At 53.6% G+C, this 19,204-nt stretch carries 19 protein-coding genes; 12 read left to right on the top strand and 7 right to left on the bottom strand.

Annotated features, from left to right (window positions below):
• The first annotated feature begins 92 nt into the window (after positions 1-92).
• Positions 93-566, top strand: coding sequence for a cupin domain-containing protein (locus AC50YL_RS28930; protein ID WP_494836547.1), 474 nt, complete (start codon positions 93-95; stop codon positions 564-566).
• Positions 567-658: 92 nt separating this feature from the next.
• Here AC50YL_RS28930 and AC50YL_RS28935 read toward each other — a convergent pair whose 3' ends face one another.
• The 3 genes from AC50YL_RS28935 to AC50YL_RS28945 all read right to left on the bottom strand — a co-directional run bounded on the left by AC50YL_RS28935 (position 659) and on the right by AC50YL_RS28945 (position 3,684).
• Positions 659-1,141 carry a MarR family winged helix-turn-helix transcriptional regulator gene (locus AC50YL_RS28935; RefSeq protein WP_494836548.1) on the bottom strand — a complete coding sequence of 161 codons (483 nt, stop codon included), beginning with the start codon at positions 1,139-1,141 and terminating at the stop codon, positions 659-661.
• Between the two features lie 175 nt (positions 1,142-1,316).
• Entirely contained in the window at positions 1,317-2,228 is a 912-nt protein-coding gene (locus tag AC50YL_RS28940; protein WP_494836550.1) for a J domain-containing protein, read from the bottom strand.
• Between the two features lie 463 nt (positions 2,229-2,691).
• Entirely contained in the window at positions 2,692-3,684 is a 993-nt protein-coding gene (locus AC50YL_RS28945; protein ID WP_494836551.1) for a ketoacyl-ACP synthase III, read from the bottom strand.
• 426 nt (positions 3,685-4,110) lie between these two features.
• Here AC50YL_RS28945 and AC50YL_RS28950 point away from each other — a divergent pair, with 426 nt between their 5' ends.
• From AC50YL_RS28950 to AC50YL_RS28960, 3 genes are read left to right on the top strand one after another with little or no spacing between them, the layout of a single operon-like run.
• On the top strand, positions 4,111-5,850 hold the full coding sequence (locus tag AC50YL_RS28950) for an ABC transporter ATP-binding protein (protein WP_494836553.1): 1,740 nt from the start codon (positions 4,111-4,113) through the stop codon (positions 5,848-5,850).
• Entirely contained in the window at positions 5,831-7,729 is a 1,899-nt protein-coding gene (locus AC50YL_RS28955; RefSeq protein WP_494836554.1) for an ABC transporter ATP-binding protein, read from the top strand. The genes AC50YL_RS28950 and AC50YL_RS28955 overlap by 20 nt, the downstream gene beginning before the upstream one ends.
• Positions 7,704-8,210 carry a GNAT family N-acetyltransferase gene (locus tag AC50YL_RS28960; protein WP_494836556.1) on the top strand — a complete coding sequence of 169 codons (507 nt, stop codon included), beginning with the start codon at positions 7,704-7,706 and terminating at the stop codon, positions 8,208-8,210. The genes AC50YL_RS28955 and AC50YL_RS28960 overlap by 26 nt, the downstream gene beginning before the upstream one ends.
• A gap of 130 nt (positions 8,211-8,340) precedes the next feature.
• Here AC50YL_RS28960 and AC50YL_RS28965 read toward each other — a convergent pair whose 3' ends face one another.
• Positions 8,341-9,012 (bottom strand): NAD(P)H-dependent oxidoreductase, encoded by a 672-nt coding sequence (locus AC50YL_RS28965; RefSeq protein WP_494836557.1) that lies wholly within the window; start codon positions 9,010-9,012, stop codon positions 8,341-8,343.
• 147 nt (positions 9,013-9,159) lie between these two features.
• Here AC50YL_RS28965 and AC50YL_RS28970 point away from each other — a divergent pair, with 147 nt between their 5' ends.
• A complete protein-coding gene (locus AC50YL_RS28970) occupies positions 9,160-9,489 on the top strand; it encodes a winged helix-turn-helix transcriptional regulator (protein WP_494836558.1) in 330 nt (109 codons plus the stop codon).
• Between the two features lie 350 nt (positions 9,490-9,839).
• Positions 9,840-10,664, top strand: a complete 825-nt coding sequence (locus tag AC50YL_RS28975) for an alpha/beta fold hydrolase (RefSeq protein WP_494836560.1) — start codon at positions 9,840-9,842, stop codon at positions 10,662-10,664.
• A gap of 85 nt (positions 10,665-10,749) precedes the next feature.
• Here the strand turns inward: AC50YL_RS28975 and AC50YL_RS28980 are convergent, their stop codons facing one another.
• Positions 10,750-11,460: an SDR family NAD(P)-dependent oxidoreductase gene (locus tag AC50YL_RS28980; RefSeq protein WP_494836562.1), complete on the bottom strand. Its 711-nt coding sequence runs from the start codon at positions 11,458-11,460 to the stop codon at positions 10,750-10,752.
• 208 nt (positions 11,461-11,668) lie between these two features.
• Here AC50YL_RS28980 and AC50YL_RS28985 point away from each other — a divergent pair, with 208 nt between their 5' ends.
• Genes AC50YL_RS28985 through AC50YL_RS29005 form a run of 5 tightly spaced genes read left to right on the top strand, consistent with a single transcriptional unit; the run spans position 11,669 to position 14,220 of the window.
• On the top strand, positions 11,669-11,977 hold the full coding sequence (locus AC50YL_RS28985; protein WP_494836739.1) for a PadR family transcriptional regulator: 309 nt from the start codon (positions 11,669-11,671) through the stop codon (positions 11,975-11,977).
• The gene (locus AC50YL_RS28990) at positions 11,974-12,321 is read left to right on the top strand and encodes a DUF1048 domain-containing protein (protein WP_494836564.1); all 348 of its coding nucleotides are present in this window, start codon (positions 11,974-11,976) and stop codon (positions 12,319-12,321) included. Before AC50YL_RS28985 ends, AC50YL_RS28990 begins: the two co-directional genes overlap by 4 nt.
• 13 nt (positions 12,322-12,334) lie before the next feature.
• A complete protein-coding gene (locus tag AC50YL_RS28995) occupies positions 12,335-12,685 on the top strand; it encodes a DUF1048 domain-containing protein (protein WP_494836566.1) in 351 nt (116 codons plus the stop codon).
• A gap of 12 nt (positions 12,686-12,697) precedes the next feature.
• Positions 12,698-13,462 (top strand): ABC transporter ATP-binding protein, encoded by a 765-nt coding sequence (locus AC50YL_RS29000; RefSeq protein WP_494836567.1) that lies wholly within the window; start codon positions 12,698-12,700, stop codon positions 13,460-13,462.
• Positions 13,459-14,220: an ABC transporter permease gene (locus tag AC50YL_RS29005; RefSeq protein ID WP_494836569.1), complete on the top strand. Its 762-nt coding sequence runs from the start codon at positions 13,459-13,461 to the stop codon at positions 14,218-14,220. The genes AC50YL_RS29000 and AC50YL_RS29005 overlap by 4 nt, the downstream gene beginning before the upstream one ends.
• Before the next feature lie 607 nt (positions 14,221-14,827).
• On the opposite strand, the gene AC50YL_RS29010 is transcribed toward AC50YL_RS29005, so the two are convergent.
• Positions 14,828-15,682 (bottom strand): helix-turn-helix transcriptional regulator, encoded by an 855-nt coding sequence (locus tag AC50YL_RS29010; RefSeq protein ID WP_494836570.1) that lies wholly within the window; start codon positions 15,680-15,682, stop codon positions 14,828-14,830.
• Between the two features lie 131 nt (positions 15,683-15,813).
• Between AC50YL_RS29010 and AC50YL_RS29015 the strand changes: the two genes are divergently transcribed.
• Positions 15,814-17,763, top strand: a complete 1,950-nt coding sequence (locus tag AC50YL_RS29015; RefSeq protein WP_494836571.1) for a glycoside hydrolase family 127 protein — start codon at positions 15,814-15,816, stop codon at positions 17,761-17,763.
• Positions 17,764-17,780: 17 nt separating this feature from the next.
• Here the strand turns inward: AC50YL_RS29015 and AC50YL_RS29020 are convergent, their stop codons facing one another.
• On the bottom strand, positions 17,781-19,025 hold the full coding sequence (locus tag AC50YL_RS29020) for an ATP-binding protein (protein WP_494836573.1): 1,245 nt from the start codon (positions 19,023-19,025) through the stop codon (positions 17,781-17,783).
• Positions 19,026-19,204: the final 179 nt, after the last annotated feature.

The following is a 19,204-nucleotide window of genomic DNA, read 5'->3' on the forward strand; positions in this document are numbered from 1 at the left end:
GATTGAATTGACAAGCCGCGAAGGTAATGCTAGTATTTAGAAGTTATATTTTTAGAATATATAATAATAGGATTATGATAGGAGAATTCAACATGACAACGCATCAAGATTCGAATTGGCAAGGAATCCATCATAGTCACGAAAAAATGGAGTGGTTCGACGTACTCCCGGGAGAGCAAGTTGCTTACCGCGTTCACGGCAAAGACGTGAATGACGGGTACTCCGTGTTCGACCTTCGAATGGCCCCCAAGCAGGGAAACGGCCCCATCGCTATTCATCATAAGGCCGACGAAATTTTCCGCATACTTGAAGGCGAAGCGCGCTTTCATATTGACGGGAAAGAGTTCAATGCAAGTGCGGGCGATGTCCTTGTCGTTCCCAAAGGTACGCCACATGCATTCTTAAATATCGGCGACACCCATTTACATATGTCGATTATGTTCACGCCTCCGGGAGATGAACTCATCTTTAAAGAAGTTCCAGGAAAGACGATGGAGGAAATTATCGAGCTGGCGAAAGAATATCAAGTTAGCGTCGTGGGCCCGCCGATCGTGTATAGCAAATAAAACAAACCCATCGCATAAAGAAACCCAAGGTCTTGACCAAGACCTTGGGTTTTTTCTCGTTTTGCATGGCGTTTATCGAATGGATCGTTCGTTCAGATTTCCGGCACCTCATGGCCGGCATTTTCTCTACTGCTCTTGATCCCGTATCCGATTTTCTTCAGAACGCGAATAAGTTCTATCTTCTCCTCGTCCGTAGCAAAGGAGAAATGGGCAATGATGGTTTCAACGTGCTTGGGAAAGACGGTCTCGAAATAATCTCGTCCTTTCTCCGTCAAAATTGCGTTAACTTTACGCCGATCCCCTGGGATCGGGACCCGTTCCACGTACGCTTTCTTCTCCAGCTTATCGATCACATAGGTAATGCTTCCGCTCGGAATCGAAAAAAATTCGCTTATTTTCTGAATGGTGTGCGGCCCTTTGCTGTACAAGAATTCCAAGATCCGAAATGTCTCCAAACTCAGTCCGTAACTACGAATGTCTTGTTCCAGGCTTCCGTACAACTCGTTCACCATGTTTCTTAACACGCGTACCAGGCGTAAATCAAGCGCCTTCCCTTCTTCATTGCGTTCTGTCATGTTTCAACCCCTATTCTCTAAGCATGCCTAACAATTGTATCTCATACAGGATTTCTTGCTCAACAACCGCACAATCATCCGATAATGGGGTGGGATAGATAGCGCGGGCGCGAAAAAAAAACCGCAGCCCGGGTCGCGTTCGATTCGGGCTGCGGCAAGCGGTCATGCGCCAACCTTATTCGAGGTATTTCGAGATGAATTTGAATGCATTGTCCGGCCGTTCGGAATTGACCCGGATGCCCGCGATGTATTCTTTGCCGATAACGGGGAGTTCCTTCAGCAGTGGGCTGCCGGAGATGTCGACGCCGTACACATGCTCCTCGGGCACGTCCTCCGTCTTGGCCTTGACGCCGAGCTCCGGCTTGACGGCCGCGCCGAGCTTGGCGGCGTTGTCGCCGTCGAGCGGCAGGAGCGAGCCGTCCTGCGCCAGCTTCAGGAAGTTCACTTTATCCAAAATGTACACGTCCGCCTTGTTCATCATGAGATCGATCATGCTCTTCTGGATGAGCGCGGAATCCTGCTCGCTCTTAATGTCCGCCGGCACGTACGTGAAGAACCCTTGGACGCGCTTCCAATCGGGGAACTGCGCCAGGAACTTGTCCTCCAGCGGCTTCAGGTCGCTGACGGGATAGCTGCCGTCCGGACTGTAATACTCGCCGAAGAAGGAGACGCTTACATCGATCGGCGGCAGCTTGGCGAGCTCGGCCATCTTGTGGCGGTGGTCGACGTACGCCTTGGTGCCGAAAATGACGATCAGGATGAGCGCGATGACGCCGAGCACGTGGAATTTATAGTAGCTGAAGAAATGGTCGACCTTCTGCGCGGAGCCGGCCATTCCTTTGTATTTGCCGTAAGCGGCGGCGTTGAACTGCTCCATCGTCTTCTTCTCGTCGTATTCCAAAATCAATTTATAGGCTTTGTTGATCTCCTCCAGGCTGAGCGCCTGTTCGTCCGGCTGTCCCGTCTCTTCGCGCTGCCGGCTGGCGCGTTCCCTGCGGATCAATAGAAAATAGCGTTTCTCGACGTCATCCTTGGATGCGCCTTCGGGCAGGCCGAGCAGCTCGTAAGCTTTCTTCAGTTCATCCATAACGGGGCTACCTTCGCTTTCTATAGGTTCGTATACGTTCTAGTATACCGCCTTTGCCCCTTTCGGGCAAAATGTGAATAACGGCAATTGCCGCATTCCGCCAGCCGGGGCCGCCATCCGCGCCGCATCGGCAAAATCGGCCATCCGGCGCGATGCACTAAATCTATCGGAAATTCATATCCTTCCATCCGATTCTTGAAAACCTGCCGGTCGGGCACCACGTGATTCAGTTATTCGTATCGACCATCGATGCGGATGTCGGTCTCGACGGCCCGGTAACGATGTCGGCATGGGTACTCGCTTAAACGAGGAACAGATGATATTCCAAAAAGCCCTTCGACTGCCCGAATCCGGGCGTTGAAGGGCTTTGCCTGTTTACCGGAACAACATGCTTCGAAAACGGAGCCGATTCAAGCTCAAGCCGGGGCACGCTACGGAATAGACTGCCCCTTTTCGATATGCTTTATAACGTCCAGCGCAGCAGGACCGCAGACTCCGTCAGGCCGCCGCCGAAGCCGTACAGGAGCAGGGCGTCGCCGTTCTTGATCCGCTCTTCCTTGAGCGCCAAATCGATCGCGAGCGGGATGGAAGCCGCCGAGGTATTGCCGAATTCCCGCATGCTCGTAAGCGTGCGCTCGAGCGGGATGCCGGTGCGCTCGCAGACGGATTCGACGATGCGCATGTTGGCGCTGTGCGGCACGAACCAATCGATGTCCGCGACCGACAAGCCGTTTCGTTCCATGAGGGCGTTGATGCCTTTGGGCACCGTGGTCACGGCCCAGCGGTAAACCTCGCGGCCGTTCTGGACGATCAGGCCGTTCGTCTGGATCGGCACGCCGTCGATCGCGGGCGCGAGCGAGGAACGGTACAGGTGATGGCCGTCGTTGCCTTTGGTGTTGTTGTAGGACGCGAGGAACGCGCCGTCCTCGCGGCGTTCCACGAGCATGGCCCCCGCGCCGTCGCCGAACAGGATGCAGGTGGAGCGGTCCGTATAATCCGTCGCTTTGGACAGCGTTTCCGCGCCGATGACGAGGATCTTATGATAAGCGCCGGAGAGAATGAGGCCGTTCGCCATCTGGAGCCCGGAGACGAAGCCGGCGCAGGCGGCCTGAAGGTCGGCGGCCCCGCAGGAGACAATGCCGAATTCCGCCTGCACCCGCGCGGCCATGCTCGGGAAGTAAGTGTCCGGCGTCGTCGTCGCGACGAGCACGTAATCGACGTCCTCGAGCACGACCCCGTAGCGCAGCTGCAGGTCCCGCACCGCGCCGAAGCACATGTCGCTGCAGAACTCGCCTTCCGCCGCGATTCGCCGTTCTTTGATCCCCGTTCGCTGGAAGATCCATTCGTCCGTCGTCTCCACCATTTGTTCCAAATCGGCGTTCGTCAGGACCCGCTCGGGAACATAAGCGCCGAAGGCCGTGATTGCCGCATGGGAATGCAAAGGTTGATGTAGCATTTATTTCAACTCCTTAGTATCTAGTACTATACGTTGGTCCTAATGACTTTAGCGTACACCTATATCCGATCATTGTCCATAGCATAGACAAATTAGTTTTCTCAATGATTCTCTAAGTAGGTATTTTGTGCAAGAAACCATGTTTTTAATGCAGCTGCGATTTTCCGAAGATTGAGGAGAGAAATGTTAGGCGCCTATTCAAAGCGAAGTCAATCCCCACGATAGGAGGAAGAGGGATCAGTCTGCCGACGGCAAGTTTAACGATTTGCCAATCGCCTTCAGGCATATAACTTGTATATAATGAACTAAAGAAACGAATGCAGGGACTGGCCGCTCAGAGGAAGCTGACAACGAGGCAATGGTGGAATGACGCTGGAAAAACGACTGGACAAGTGAAGAGTTCATAATTTGGCGGAGGAAAACGGCATGACCAACATTTTGCGTTTTTTGGGGAAATACAGGGTTGCAGCCGGCATGGCTGTCGTTATGGTGCTGGTTGAGCTGGCGGTGGAGCTGATTCAGCCTTATCTGATTTCGGTCATTATTGATGAAGGTATCTCGCAAAAGGATACGTCGGTGGTGCTGCTGTGGGGCGGAATATTGATAGGGGGCTCGGTTGCCGCATTCATCGCTGGTATTCTGAGCTCTTTTTTTGCCTCGCATGCCAGTCAGGGGTTTGCGTTCGATGTCCGGGAGGTCCTTTACGCCAAGGTGCAGGGATTCGCTTATCCGGTTTTTAACCGCTTTGCCACCTCATCCCTCATCACCCGGTTAACGAATGACGTTACGCAGCTTCAGGATACGGTATTCATGGGACTGCGGTTTATGCTGCGCATGCCGCTCGTTGTCATCGGGAGCATCATAATGGCGCTTGTCGTGCATGTGCAGCTGGGATTCCTGCTTACCCTGACCGTTCCCGCACTGCTCGTATTCGTCATTTGGATCATGAAGAGAGCTTCCGTTTTATTCAAAAGGGTTCAAATGAGACTGGATACGCTGAACCGCGTGATGCAGGAGAATCTGACCGGCATGCGGCTGATCCGCGTGTTTGTCCGGCGTAAGGAAGAAGCGGGCCGTTTTGCGCGGCTGAGCCAGGAATTAATGGGGAGCACGGTTTCCGCTCTGCGTCTGACGGAGATTACGATGCCTTTTATTCTGCTGATCATGAACGCAGGAATTATTGCCGTGCTGTGGTTCGGGCATAAGCAAATAAGCATGGGGACCGCGACTGCGGGCGAGGTGGTGGCGGTCGTGAATTATTCGCTCCGAACGGCGGGTGCCCTGTCGGCCTTCTCCATGATCGTGGCGGCCTTCTCCAGAGCCCGTGCGTCTGCCCAGCGGGTTGATGAAGCGCTCAACACGGACAGCGAAGCGCCGGTCAGGTCGGGCTGGAATCCCGAAGGGCTGTGTAAAGGGGGCGTGGAGTTCGAGAATGTCTCCTTCCAATACCCGCACTCGGAGGCTCGCGTGCTCGTGGACATTTCCTTCAAAGTCCGTCCGGGCGACACCGTAGCGATTCTGGGGGCTACAGGCTCGGGCAAATCCTCGCTGATGCAGCTTGTTCTGCGCCTTTATGAGGAAACCTCCGGGATCGTCCGCATCGACGGACGGAATGCCCGCGAGCTGGATATGGAATATTTGCACCGCTCCATCGGCTATGTGTCCCAGGAGGTGCTGCTGTTCTCGGGCACGATACGCGATAATATCGCTTGGGGCCTGGAAGATGCCAGTATGGAGCAGGTGATGGAAGCGGCCAGGCTGGCGCAAATTCACGAGACGATCGAGAAGCTGCCGGATCAGTACGATACCCTTCTTGGACAGAGGGGCATCAATCTCTCCGGAGGGCAAAAGCAAAGGCTGTCCATCGCCCGCGCACTGATCCGCAAGCCGGCTATTCTGCTGCTGGATGACAGCACCAGCGCTCTTGATGTGCGAACGGAAGCGGCCTTGCTGCAGGCGCTCAAAGGCATGTCCTGCACGACGCTTCTGATTACGCAGAAGATCAGCTCCACGATCGGAGCGGATTTGATTCTGCTGCTGGACGAGGGCAGTCTCATTGCACAGGGAACCCACGGGCAGCTGATGGCCAGCGACTACTTGTACCGGCTTATTTATGAATCCCAATTCGGGAAGGAGGGCGTAGCGCATGTGGGAAGCTTTAAGTGAGCCCTTCCGGTATCCCGGGCCGCGCGTGAAGGATGCCGTTCAAGGCGCTTCTGCGGCGGACAAGCGGGCCAAAGCCCAGGCTAAGGACTGGAAGGGAACGCTCGGACGGATATGGCAATATCTGTCCCGCCGGAGAGGCAGGCTGTCACTGGTCATGCTGCTGGTTATTGGAAGCTGCGGGCTCACGCTGCTCGGTCCGTATCTGATCGGAATGGCAATTGACGATTATCTGGAGGGACCGGGCGGCAGGCCATGGCTGCTGTTTCTGCTCGGATTGACCTCTGTCTATGTGCTTCAGTCCATTGTGGGCTGGCTGCAAAATATTTGGATGATCCAGATCGCCCAGGAAACCGTGCTGCGGATGCGCACCGATCTCTTCGCGCAGCTGCACCGCCTGCCGATCCCGTTCTTCGGGAGAAACCGGCAGGGCGATCTCATGAGCCGCATGACCAACGATATCGACAGCGTGAGCTCTACGCTCAACAGCTCGGCGATCCAGCTGTTATCCAGCGTGCTGATGCTGGCGGGCACGGTCGTTGTCATGCTGCTGCTCAGTCCGCTGCTTACGCTGCTTACCTTTTTGGTGGTCCCGCTGATGGCGCTCGGCATGCGTTGGATTACGCGGCGGACAGGCACGCTTTTCAGGGAGCGGCAGCGGAATTTGGGAGAATTGAACGGATTTGTGGAAGAAACGCTGTCCGGTCAGCGGATTATCAAAGCGTTCTCCCAGGAAGAGCGGGTTATCCAAGAGTTCCATGAACGGAATGTGCGCATCAAGCATTCCGGATTCTGGGCGCAGACCATATCGGGCTTCATTCCCAAGCTGATGAACGGTCTCAACAATCTGAGCTTTGCGATTATTGCCTGTGTTGGCGGAATATTGGCTATCCGGGGGGCGATAACCGTTGGGGTTATTATCGTTTTTGTCGAATATGCCCGGCAGTTTACAAGGCCCCTTAACGATCTGGCAAACCAGTGGAATACCCTCTTGTCCGCCATTGCAGGAGCAGAACGGGTATTCGAAATCGTGGATGAACAGGAAGAAGATGTGGACGAGAGTACGGCCGTTGCGCTTGATGCCGTGGCAGGTGCGATCGTCTTTCATAAGGTGTCCTTCGCTTACGAGGAGGGAAGGAATACGCTTAATGGGATCAGCTTCGAGGCGAAGCCTGGCGAAACGATAGCGATCATCGGTCCTACCGGAGCCGGCAAGACATCGCTTATTCAGCTGCTCTCCCGTTTCTATGATACGAATGCGGGGACGATCACGCTAGACGGCCGGGATATCCGGACGATCCGGCGGGAAAGCCTCCGCTCCCATATGGCATTCGTGCTGCAGGATTCCTTTCTGTTCGAAGGCACCATCCGCGACAATATACGGTATGGCAAGCTTGATGCCACCGACAGCCAGGTAGAAGAAGCCGCCAGGCTCGCCAATGCCCATTCATTCATTATGCGGCTGTCCGGCGGATATGACCGGGTGCTGATTGCCGATGGCAGCGGCATCAGTCAGGGGCAGCGGCAGCTGCTTGCCATCGCGCGCGCCATTCTGGCGGATCCGGCCATTCTCGTGCTGGACGAGGCGACGAGCAGCATCGACACCGTTTCCGAGATCAAAATCCAGGAGGGCTTGAAGCGGTTGATGGAGGGGCGAACGAGCTTCGTCATTGCCCACAGGCTGAACACGATCCGCGAGGCCGACCGCATTCTGGTGCTTAAGGAAGGATGTCTGGTGGAACAGGGACCTCATGAAGAGCTGTTGGGGAAGCAGGGGCTGTATAGTGATCTGTATCATGGTCAGCTGGAGCACCGGATTGGGTTGGAAGTTAGTCTTATGGATGGGGGCAGATCTAATGAATGTAAAAGAAGCCTCCATTGAAGACGCAGAGAGAATTGCATTCGTACATGTTAGTAGTTGGAGAACAACATATGCAGGCATCCTATCTGAATCCTATTTATCAGGTCTATCCGTCGAGAGCAGGACAAAGAACTGGGTCTGGACATTTGGAAATCGTGCGGATCACGAAAAAGTATTTATCGCTGAAGACAGTGATGGCAAGATTATTGGGTTTTCAAGCGGTGGCCGAAATCGAAACCAGGAATTCTTGCATGACGGAGAGCTATATGCCATTTACCTGTTAAAAGAATATCAAGGTTTAGGAATAGGAAAAATACTCTTCAAAGCGATTGTTGAATCATTGAAAAATAATGGTTGTTCGTCGATGATGCTTTGGGTACTAAAGGATAATCCATCTCTAGGGTTTTACAAATCTCAAGGTGGTCAACCTCTAGGACAGAAGGATATTACGATTGGGACCGATAGTTTAGTTGAAATGGCCATCGGTTGGGATAACATATAACCGATTTTGATTCAACTAAAGGGCACACATGATTTCCGCGCATTGCGAGATGGCCAAAAAGCCAGTCAATTCTCGACTGGCTTTTCAGTTTGATTTTATACCAATGCACGGCTTTTGCAGAGTACTCCTGTCAGCGCCATGCCACAAGCTTTTCCATATCGCTTCTCGTTTTGGCACGCTTCGGTTCTTCTTGCCGGTAGCCTAATGCCATCATAACGGCACTTTGAAAGTTTCCGTTCTCCAGTACGTCTTTATCTGCAAGTATGTGGTCGACTTCCGCATAATCAAATCCCTCAATCGGGCATGAATCAATGCCGATTAACGCTGCAGCGGTCATCATGTTGCCTAATGCAATATAGGATTGCTTTGCAGACCACTCATACAGCAGCCGCTCATCGTCCAGCAAGCCGCGTACTTGCTGAACTTCCTTTAAAGCACCGGATATATATTGTACAACCTCCTCCGGCATTTGCTGAACTTGCCTCATATGATCCAGCACATAAGAGGAATTATACTGAACGTTCGTTCTGGCCAAAATAATAACAAAATGGCTGGCAGTGTCCAGTTGTCCCTGTGCTCCAAGCGCTACCTTCTTGAGCTTGTTCCTAAGATCGTGATTTTGTACGACGACAAATTTCCACGGCTCAAGACCGATGGAACTTGGCGACAATCTGCCTGCTTCCAAAATATAACGAACATCCAAGTCGCTTATTGACCGAGTCGAGTCAAACACTTTTGTTGCATGTCGGTTCTGCAAGGCCGCCAGCACCTGTTCTTTGCTGATTTCTCTCATTGCATCCATATCCACACTCTCCCTTAATTGTTGTTTGAAAAACATACGATAAAATATTATCGTATGATAGTATTATAGAAACTTCGTTACAGCGTTTCTACGCTATAACTAGAGCGTAAGTATGTCATTGGATACTGAGCGAAAGAGGTGGCGATTATGCCCTATACAAACGAAATTCTGGAGGAATGCGGCTTCACCTGTGCCCAAAAGATTTTATCGGGCAAGTGGTCTATGTTGATTATTTTGTTTTTGAGTGAAAGAAAAATGCGCTTTAATGAAATACAACGCTTGTTTCCGGACATTACACATGCTACCTTGACCAAACAGCTGCGAATTCTGGAGGACTACGGCATTGTAGAACGTACCGTCTATTCTCAAATACCGCCAAAGGTTGAATATGCACTGAGCGATATCGGCATGCAACTCAAACCCATCCTGGACTCCGTCATGTTATGGGGAGAGGCATACAAAGAGTTCCAAAACTAAGCGGCCCCAGGATCCAACCTCAAATTCTTTCGTGAATGCAGCGCTTAATAATCATTTAGAAACTGCGTAAATGTAAACTGAAGAAAGGCGCGCGCTGGCGATTGGCTGCACCGACGAAACAACAATGGAGGTCTAACGGAGAACGATAGCACAATCCCGAAGGGCAGCCGCGTGGCTGCCCTTCGCTACGCTAACGGCCACGAAACAGGCAGCATGCTTCGAAATGATATGGAGCTAAGGAACGACGATCGCGGATACCCGCGTACATATTCCATTCATATTTTGTTGCTATTTTAAGACTATGAAGGGATGAGAAAATCCTATAAGCCAAGAAGAGAGGTGTTGCGGAAATGATCACGCGAAAAGCATACGCCACCGGATATATCGCGTCTAAAGACGGGACGACGATTGGCTATCGACAGCTTGGCCAAGGTCCAGCCCTTGTTATCGTGCACGGGGGCATGCAAGCCGCGCAAAGCTTTATGCTGCTTGCCGGCGCGCTGTCCGGCCTCCGCAAGGAATGCGAAGATCTTGACGCCCTTATCGCCAAATCCGGCGCTCATTATGTGTTCGGGCTGAGCGCCGGAGCGATTATCTCGCTCTATTCGACATTGGATAACCCGGCCATCCGCAAAGTAGCTCTCTACGAACCGCCCCTCTCGATAACTGCGGTGCTGAACAAGTTCGTGCCTCGCTACGAGCGGGAGATTGCCGGGGGTCATTTCGTTTCGGCATTCCTAACGATTATGAACGGACTTCAGCTGTCCCCATTCCTGAACGCTTTGCCGCGGTTCCTATTGGTGCCGCTTTTTAAGTTGGCCATGCGAGGCCAAAGCAGCGAGAACAAAGCCGATGTACCTTTGAAAGAGCTTGTCCCTACCTTTCATTATGAAAATCTGCTGTTAAGGGAAACAGAAGGCGAGTTAGCGGTTTTTACGAATGTGCGTGCGGATGCGCTGATAATGGGCGGCAGCAAGAGTCCGGGATATTTTAAACCGATTATCAGTCAACTAGCCGCTGTCATACCACGCGCTCGAGCCGTCGAATTTCCCGGCTTGGATCATTCGGGACCGGATGATGGAGGCAAGCCGGCAATGGTGGCGGAGATACTGCGCGGTTTCTTCACTGAATCGGATCAAGAAGAGTCAGAAGGTCGATCGACCATCGTATCGTAATGGATTCCAAACGCAAAAAGCCGGCAGCCGAAGGGCTGCCGGTTTTTGTAAGCGACTTTCACGGGTTCGCACTAACGCATTCGGATTACCACGCGAGAACGCCTTGCTCATTCAGAAATTCGCCGTTATGGCGTTTGCCGTCCGTGGCGTAACCTACGATAATGGCAGCGCCTTCCGCTTTGGATTTGCCGCCTTTCGAATTGCCGTTCAGGTCGGTTGTGGTGAAACCCGGCGTTACCGCAAATACTTGCGCATTGCTGTTGCTTAATTCATTGGCCATGGACACAGTCATGGCGTTGTTGGCCGTTTTAGACGAATTATAATCGAAAGCATTTAACGCGAATGCAGCGTTTTGCATATGGTCAAGGGAGGCCATATCGGTCGATACGTTTACGACAGTACCTTCGTTTTCCTTGATCAACGGGAACAAAAGCTGGTTCAAGCGGTAGGTTCCGAAGAAATTCACTTCGAACGCGTTGCGCAAGTCCGCTTCTTTCGTTTCCGTGAAAGAACGGGAAAACGCGCCCGGCATGCCGGCGTTATTGACCAGAAGCTTTAAATCCGGATATTTCGTTTTGATCGCGTGCGCGCTTTGCTCGATTTTTTCCAAATCGGTCATGTCGATTTGCACGAACGCTACGTCCAACCCTTGGGCGGTCAGTTCGGAAACGGCTGCTTCGCCCCGTTCGGGATCGCGGGCGCCAAGGAGTACCTTCCAGCCTGTTTCGCCCAGCTGCTTGACGATCTCGAATCCGATTCCTTTATTGGCTCCTGTCACGAAGGCGATATTTTTCAAAATGAATCCCTCTTTCATTACCTATTTTCGTTGCTTGATTAATAACTTACTATGCTCCACTAAGTGTAGGTCAACGATAATTTTTATATACGCGAGTTCGCTATTGACAACTCGACTACTGCGTGTTACTTTATAGCAGTAGTAAGTAACACTTGATACCAGTGATACAGAATAGCAAGGAGTGAGCAAGCTGGAAAATCTAACGGAAATGCTCAAAGGGGCGCTTGAGGGCTGCGTCCTTGAAATTATAAGCCGCAACGAAACCTACGGCTACGAAATCACGCGCCGGCTGAACGCCCTCGGCTTTACGGATGTCGTGGAGGGGACGGTGTACACCATCCTGATCCGGCTTGAAAAAAACAAGCTGGTGGAGATCTCCAAAAAGCCCTCCGACATGGGACCGCCGCGAAAGTTTTTCGCGATCAACGACGCGGGGCGCGAGGAGCTGCGGAGGTTCTGGGAAAAATGGGCATTCGTATCATCCAAAATAAACGAGTTAAAGGAGAACAAATCATGAACTTTTGGGAAAAAATCACCGGCAGCGATATGACGAAAGATTTGAAAGCCTTTGAATCGCGAGTCAAAAAACTGCCGGCCGATTATCAAGCGGCATGGGGAGAAATTAATGCCCACCTTTGGCCGCACTCGGACTTCAGCGGTCGCAACCTCATGCCGATTCTTGACGGCGTGCTTGGCCTGCTCGAAGAAACGGCGGCGGACGGTCAGCGTGTGCAAGAGGTTTTAGGTGACGACATCAAAGGCTTCAGTTCGGCGCTGGCCGGCGAAGAAGGGGCAAAGTCTTACCGCGACAAGTGGCGCCGGCAGCTCAACCAGACGATCGCCAAAAAATTACGCAAATAGGAGGAAGGATAACATGAGCATACAAGATATCATCAAAGGCAAAAAAGAGTGGCGGGCGCACGTGGCGCGCGTCAAAGCGCTGCCGCAAGATTATCAGATCGTGTATAAAGAGCTTCAAAAATATCTCTTTAAGGTCGGCCCTGTCGAGCTAACCGACGGGACGGGTTTGCTCTCGGGAATAATCGATCTATTTGAAGAGGGCGCGGCCGTGGGGAAAGGCGTGCTCGAAGTGACGGGCAGCGACGTGGCGGCGTTCTGCGACGATCTCATCAAAGATTCGAAAACATACGCCGACATCTACCAAGCATCGGTTGTCCGAGAAAGCAACAAGAGCTTGAAAAAGGGTCTGGATCAAACAAAGTAAGGGGGGATCGGGGTGCAAAACGCAATTGAAGTGAAGGGACTGCGAAAGTCTTTCAAGGACACGGAAGTCCTGAAAGGCGTCGATTTCGAAGTGAAGCGAGGCGAGATTTTCGCCCTGCTCGGCTCCAACGGCGCGGGTAAGACGACGATTGTCCGCATCCTCACCACGCTGCTCGGTCAAGACGGCGGCACCGCCATCGTAAACGGATTCGACGTCGCGTCAAAACCCGAACATGTACGTCATGCGATCAGCCTGACCGGCCAATTTGCCGCGGTTGACGAGATCTTGACCGGGCGCGAAAATCTGATCTTGATCGCCAAGCTGCGGCACCTTGATCATCCGCGTCAGGTTGCGGACGATATGCTCATACGCTTCGGCTTGACGGATGCCGCGGACCGTAAAGCCGCTACGTATTCGGGCGGTATGCGGCGCAGGCTCGACATCGCCTTGAGCCTTGTGGGACAAACGCAGATCATTTTCCTCGACGAGCCGACTACCGGGCTTGATCCCGAGGCCCGTATCGAGGTCTGGAAGATCGTCAAGGCACTTGCCGACGGCGGTACGACGATATTTCTGACCACGCAGTATTTGGATGAGGCCGAGCAGCTTGCCGATCGAATCGCCATTTTGCACGAGGGCAGGATCATTGCCCACGGCACGCTTGAGGAATTGAAGAAGCTGTTCCCGCCCGCAAAGGTAGAGTATGTGGAAAAACAAGCTTCATTGGAAGAGATTTTCCTCGCGATCATCGGTAAAAAGGAGCGTAAGCAATCATGAACAAAACCTTTTTCAGCGACATGAGCGTGATGCTTGGACGTTCCATGCGTCATATCTTCCGCAGCATGGACACCATCATCACCGTCTGCATCACTCCGATTGCGATGATGCTGCTGTTCGTCTACGTGTTCGGCGGCGCGATTGAAACCGGTACGGATAACTACGTGAACTACTTGTTGCCCGGCATCCTCTTGATCGCGATTGCAAGCGGGATATCCTATACGGCTTACCGTCTCTTCATGGATAAGCAACGGGGCATCATCGAGCGGTTCCACTCCATGCCGATCGCCCGTTCCGCCGTGCTGTGGGGACATGTGCTGACCTCGCTGGTATCCAACGTCATATCGCTCGTCGTCATTATTCTCGTAGCGCTCATGATGGGCTTTCGCTCGTCGGCAGGGGTGCTGCCATGGCTCGCCGTAACCGGCATACTCGTGCTGTTTACGCTGGCGTTGACTTGGGTCGCGGCGATTGCCGGATTGTCCGGGAAAACGGTGGAAGGCGCAAGCGCCTTTTCCTATCCGCTTATCTTCCTGCCCTTTATCAGCTCGGCCTTCGTGCCGACCGATTCGATGCCGAAGGTCGTTCGCGCTTTCGCCGATAACCAGCCGGTGACTTCAATCGTGGAAACGATCCGTGCGCTGCTGTCCGGTCAGCCTGCGGGCAATGATATTTGGATCGCGCTCGCGTGGTGCGTCGGAATTATGCTCGTCGCTTATATCTTTGCGATGCGCGCGTATACGCGGAGAGCCGCTTAATACTTGCAGGCATTACGACAAAGAGCCGATAACTTGTGATGAAAATCACGGTTGCCGGCTCTTTTTTATTCGGCGTATTCCACTGCCGAATCCCCGAATATTAACGCCAGTTTGAAGTAATTACGGGGAATGGGAAATTCAATCAACAGCAGAAGAAGACCGTCGATAACCATGTATAATTAGCTAATTCAGATGGAGATAATAGGGAAGTCAATCGTTCTGCCGAAGAACGTTGACGTGAAGATATGGACGGTAGACATTCACGGATGTCTACCGTCTTTTCTTTGACTTGTCTTAGGTCATGCAGGCAGAACACTACCATCGCTGCGTTGACCCGTAAGTACCGTAATTACGTTCAGGAAACGATAGCCCAATCATAATCGCGACTAATAAAAGGATCCGCCGCGGCGGATCCTTTTTGCTTCTGCACGATGTTCAACTTGAGGATAAGTCGGGGGCTTGCCGACAGTCGCGCTTCAGTTCTTGTTCCTCAAGCATGTTCAAGCGAGTCTTTCCCCACTCAATCATGGTCAGGTGGCTCTGCGATAAGTTCCATTCTCGGATCGACAATCACGGTCGATGAGCCATCCTTTGGCGCGGACATTCCTCAATGCCAATACTGCTTGCGAAATCGGAGCGGAGACAAGCCGACGCCGCGCTTGAAGCAGGCGGAGAAATAAGGCGCGTAACGGAAACCGACTTCCCCGGCGATGCGGTCGATCGACCAATCCGTGGAGATGAGCAGCCGCTTTGCCCGTTCCAACCGAAAGTCATGCAAATAATGGATCGGCGTGCGGCCGTACCTCGATTTCATGCAGCGGACGATATGATTGGGGTGAAAATGAAGCGCCGCCGCCAGCGATTCGTTCGTGATGTCCGACCGGTAGTTCTGCTGGAGGTAAGCCGCCGCCCGTTCCGCAAGCCGGGACGAAAGAGAATCGGCTGCATCCGCTGCGCCCGTCAATAGCATCGCCAACAGCGCGGCTAACAGCTGCTGTTCTTCCCAGAACGAATCGCCGACCGGGAGCGCCGACAGCTGCCGCGCCAATCCGAATGCGGATTCGGGATTGGACAGACGGGCATGCTTGCGGATGCGCAGCGTATGGGGATTGCCGAACGGCCGTGACGCATAGTCCAGCCCGGCGTCTTGCGCCAAAGAGACGTCTGCCGGTCTGTGCGCATGCTCGAAATGCACCCAATAGAACGACGTTTCCCGCTCGCAAGCCTTGACCGAATAATGCTCTCCGTTCGGAAGCAGCAGCATCGTATCGCCCTCGGTCAATGACCATTGCTGCCCGTTCTCCCCGATATGCAGCTCCCCCTTCGCTATGATCAGCAGGTCGTAGATGCCCAGGTTTCTTCGATTCGGGTGATGCTCGCCGATTTGAAAGTCGGATCGGCCCGCGCCCAAATAATAGGGAAGCGGGGGCGTGAGCAGCTCGATGATCGCTTCATGGTTCACGGGATCCGCAGCTCCTTTCCGTGTCGGAATTTATAGAAAAAAGTTCAATACGATTCTATTTCGGCCGTTGCGAAAAGCATATACTTGAAGCTGACAAGAGTCAATTTCTATTGTTTCGAGGAGGATCTCTGATGAAGCTGCATGTTCATATCCAAGACGAATTCTGGAACGAATACGCGGAGCTCGTCCGCCAAACCGTGATTCCGTACCAATGGGAAGCGTTGAACGACCGTATCGAAGGGGCGGCGCCCAGCTTCGCGATCCGGAATTTTCGCATCGCGGCCGGATTGGAGGAGGGGGAATTCGGAGGCCTGGTGTTCCAGGACAGCGATCTGGCCAAATGGCTGGAGGCGGTCGGGCATTCCCTCCGCCGCCATCCGGATCCCGAATTGGAGCGGATCGCCGACGAGGCGATCGATTTGATCGGTCAAGCGCAATTCGAAGACGGATACTTGAATACGTACTTTACGATCAAGGAGCCCGGCAAGCAATGGACGAATCTTCACGACGCGCACGAGCTCTATTGCGCCGGCCATTTCATCGAAGCCGCCGTCGCGTATGTCGAAGCGACCGGCAAACGAAAGCTGCTGGATATCGTCTGCCGGTTCGTCGACCTGATCGATCGCCGCTTCGGGACGGAACCGGGCCAGATCCGCGGGTACTGCGGGCATCAGGAGATCGAGCTGGCGCTGGTCAAATTGTTCGCTCTGACGGGAGAAGAACGTTACTTGAACCTCAGCCGCTACTTCATCGACGAACGGGGCAGCAAGCCGAACTATTTCGTCGCGGAATGGGAACGCCGCGGACGGACGAGCTATTGGGTGCAGGGCATCACGTCGGTGCCGAATCTGGAAAACAACCAAAGCCATCTGCCCGTTCGCGAGCAATCCGTCGCCGTCGGCCACTCCGTGCGGGCCGTTTACATGTATGCGGCGATGGCCGACCTGGCGCGTCTGACGGGGGACGCCGGGCTGCGCGAAGCGTGCGAACGGTTATGGGCGAATGCGACCGGCAAGCAGATGTACATCACCGGCGGCATCGGTTCGACGCATCTCGGAGAAGCGTTCTCGTTCGATTACGATCTGCCGAACGACACGGTGTACGCGGAGACCTGCGCCTCCATCGGCTTGATCTTCTGGGCGCGCCGGATGCTCCGGCTGGAAGCGAAGAGCGGCTACGCCGACGTCATGGAGCGCGCGCTGTACAACAACGTGCTCGGGAGCATGTCCAAGGACGGGAAGCATTTCTTCTACGTGAACCCGCTCGAGGTATGGCCGGAGGCAAGCGCCAAGAATCCGGACCGGCACCACGTGAAGCCGGTGCGCCAGAAATGGTTCGGCTGCTCCTGCTGTCCGCCCAACGTAGCCCGGCTGCTCAGCTCGCTAAACGATTACATCTACGACGTGTCCGAGGACGGCAGAACGCTTTACGCGCATCTGTTCATTGGCAGCGAAGTCGCGTTCGAGCCCGGTGGGCGCCGGGTGACCTTGCGCCAGCGGTCCGGTCTGCCGTGGGACGGCCGGGTCGCGTTCGAGGTGTCGCTGCCGGCGGGGGGAGAGAGCGCCGCGTTCGAGCTCGCGCTTCGCGTGCCCGGGTGGTTCCAGAGCGCCGCGCCGGCGATGAACGTTAACGGACGACCGCAAACCTTCCGCATGGACAACGGATACGCGAAAGTGGAGCGTAATTGGGCGGAGGGCGATAAGCTGGAGTGGCTGCTGCCGTTGGAGACGAAGCTGATCGCCGCCCATCCGCTCATCCGGGCAGATGCCGGCAAGGCCGCGATTCAGCGCGGCCCGCTCGTCTATTGCGTCGAGGAAGCGGATAACGCAGCTCCGCTGTCCGCGCTTTCGCTGGCCGAGGATCCGAAGCTGTCGGAGCGGTTCGGCGCTGGCTTGCTGGACGGCTGCATCGTCGTGGAAGGGGAAGGATTCGCGGCGGATGAGACCGCCTGGGCAGAGGGGTTGCCGTTGCCGTATCGGCCGCTCCGGAAGCAGGATAAGCCCGTGCGCTTCACGGCGATTCCCTATTTCCTGTGGGGCAACCGCGAACCCGGCGAGATGAGCGTGTGGTTGCGCATCTAAGGGCAGAGCATGCATGATCATCGACCATGCAATGGCAATCGGATGAGGTACGTCGTTCCCGCGCCCTCCTTGCTTTGTACCTCGATGTGTCCGTTCATGCCGCGTATGATGCTGAAAATAACCATCGTCCCCAGACCGGTGCCTTTGTCTTTCGTTGAATAATAGGGTGAGCCGAGCCGCTTAAGCTGCTCCGCATTCATTCCTACTCCGGTATCGCGAATCGTGATCGTTACCGTCCGGGCATGCTCGTCCGTCACGTAGTTCAGGGCCAGCTTCCCTCCGTCTGGCATAGCCTCGATGGCATTCTTGCCGATATTGATCATGGCTTGCTTGAATTTCGACTTGTTGCCGCGTACGGCAGCGGGCGTCGGGAAATCGGTTTCGATCTCGACGTTTTGCAGGTTGGCGTATGAACTTAGCAGTTGACATGCTTTAACTAACTCGACCTCCAAAAAAATAGGTTCAAGCTTTTCGTTTTGAGGTTTGGCCAGCGATAAATAATCGGCAATAATGGACTCCGCGCGATCGAGTTCTTCCAAGGTAATGACGGAGAATTCTTGCCGCTTACGGTCGCTTAGCTTGGGGTCGGCCAGTAATTGGATAAAGCCTCTGACCGAAGTGAGCGGGTTTCGGACCTCATGCGCGACGGACGCGGCGATCTCGCTCACGACTTTCATTTTTTCCGATTTGATCATCTCTTCTTGGATGCGCATATGATTGCGAATGGTTTCGATCATAAACACCGATATAGCCGCCATGATGCATTGCACGAGGATGATCGGAAGACTGGGCAAGAAAGTAGCGGCAAAGAAATTGTCGCGCCCTTCGAGCAGGGAATAAAGATTCACGACAGCCGTACGCAAAAATAAACAGACGCCGAAGACCATGAGCATCCGCTTTGTTGCATGGGCTCTCGCAAATGCCTTTAAGGATACGAGAACGAGTACGACCGTCGGCAGCAGCGCCATCGTATAATGCAATAAATCTATGCCGCCCAAAATTTGCCGGTAAGCGATGAGGCTTCCAAACAATAGGAAGGCGATGTAGATGCCGCCGTAGAAGGAGCCTAGAATAAGCGGAATTCCCCTTAGGTCCAACACGGATTGGAACATTTCGACCGGGAAGGTCATCGTGACGATCAACGGGACAAGAAATAACAAGAAAAGAAAGAAAGGATTTTTATATGTCGAAACGGGGCGATAAAAAATCAAGGGCAGGAAAATAATCAACGCATTGAGGATTAAGTCTGAATGAAAGTGCATGCGAGTGGGTTCCCTTCATTAGGATTACGCTCTTCTTTCTAGAAAAGTAGGCAATTTCCTTCAAGGCTTTCCCGTGCAGCGAAAGTTTCCGGGTAAAAGCAATGCGAAGGACCGTCTGCCGCTTCATCTCGAAAGCTGACGGCGCGGGCAATATGCTAAACTTCACGATCGCAACTAAT

This window comes from Paenibacillus sp. J22P277, assembly GCF_059383675.1.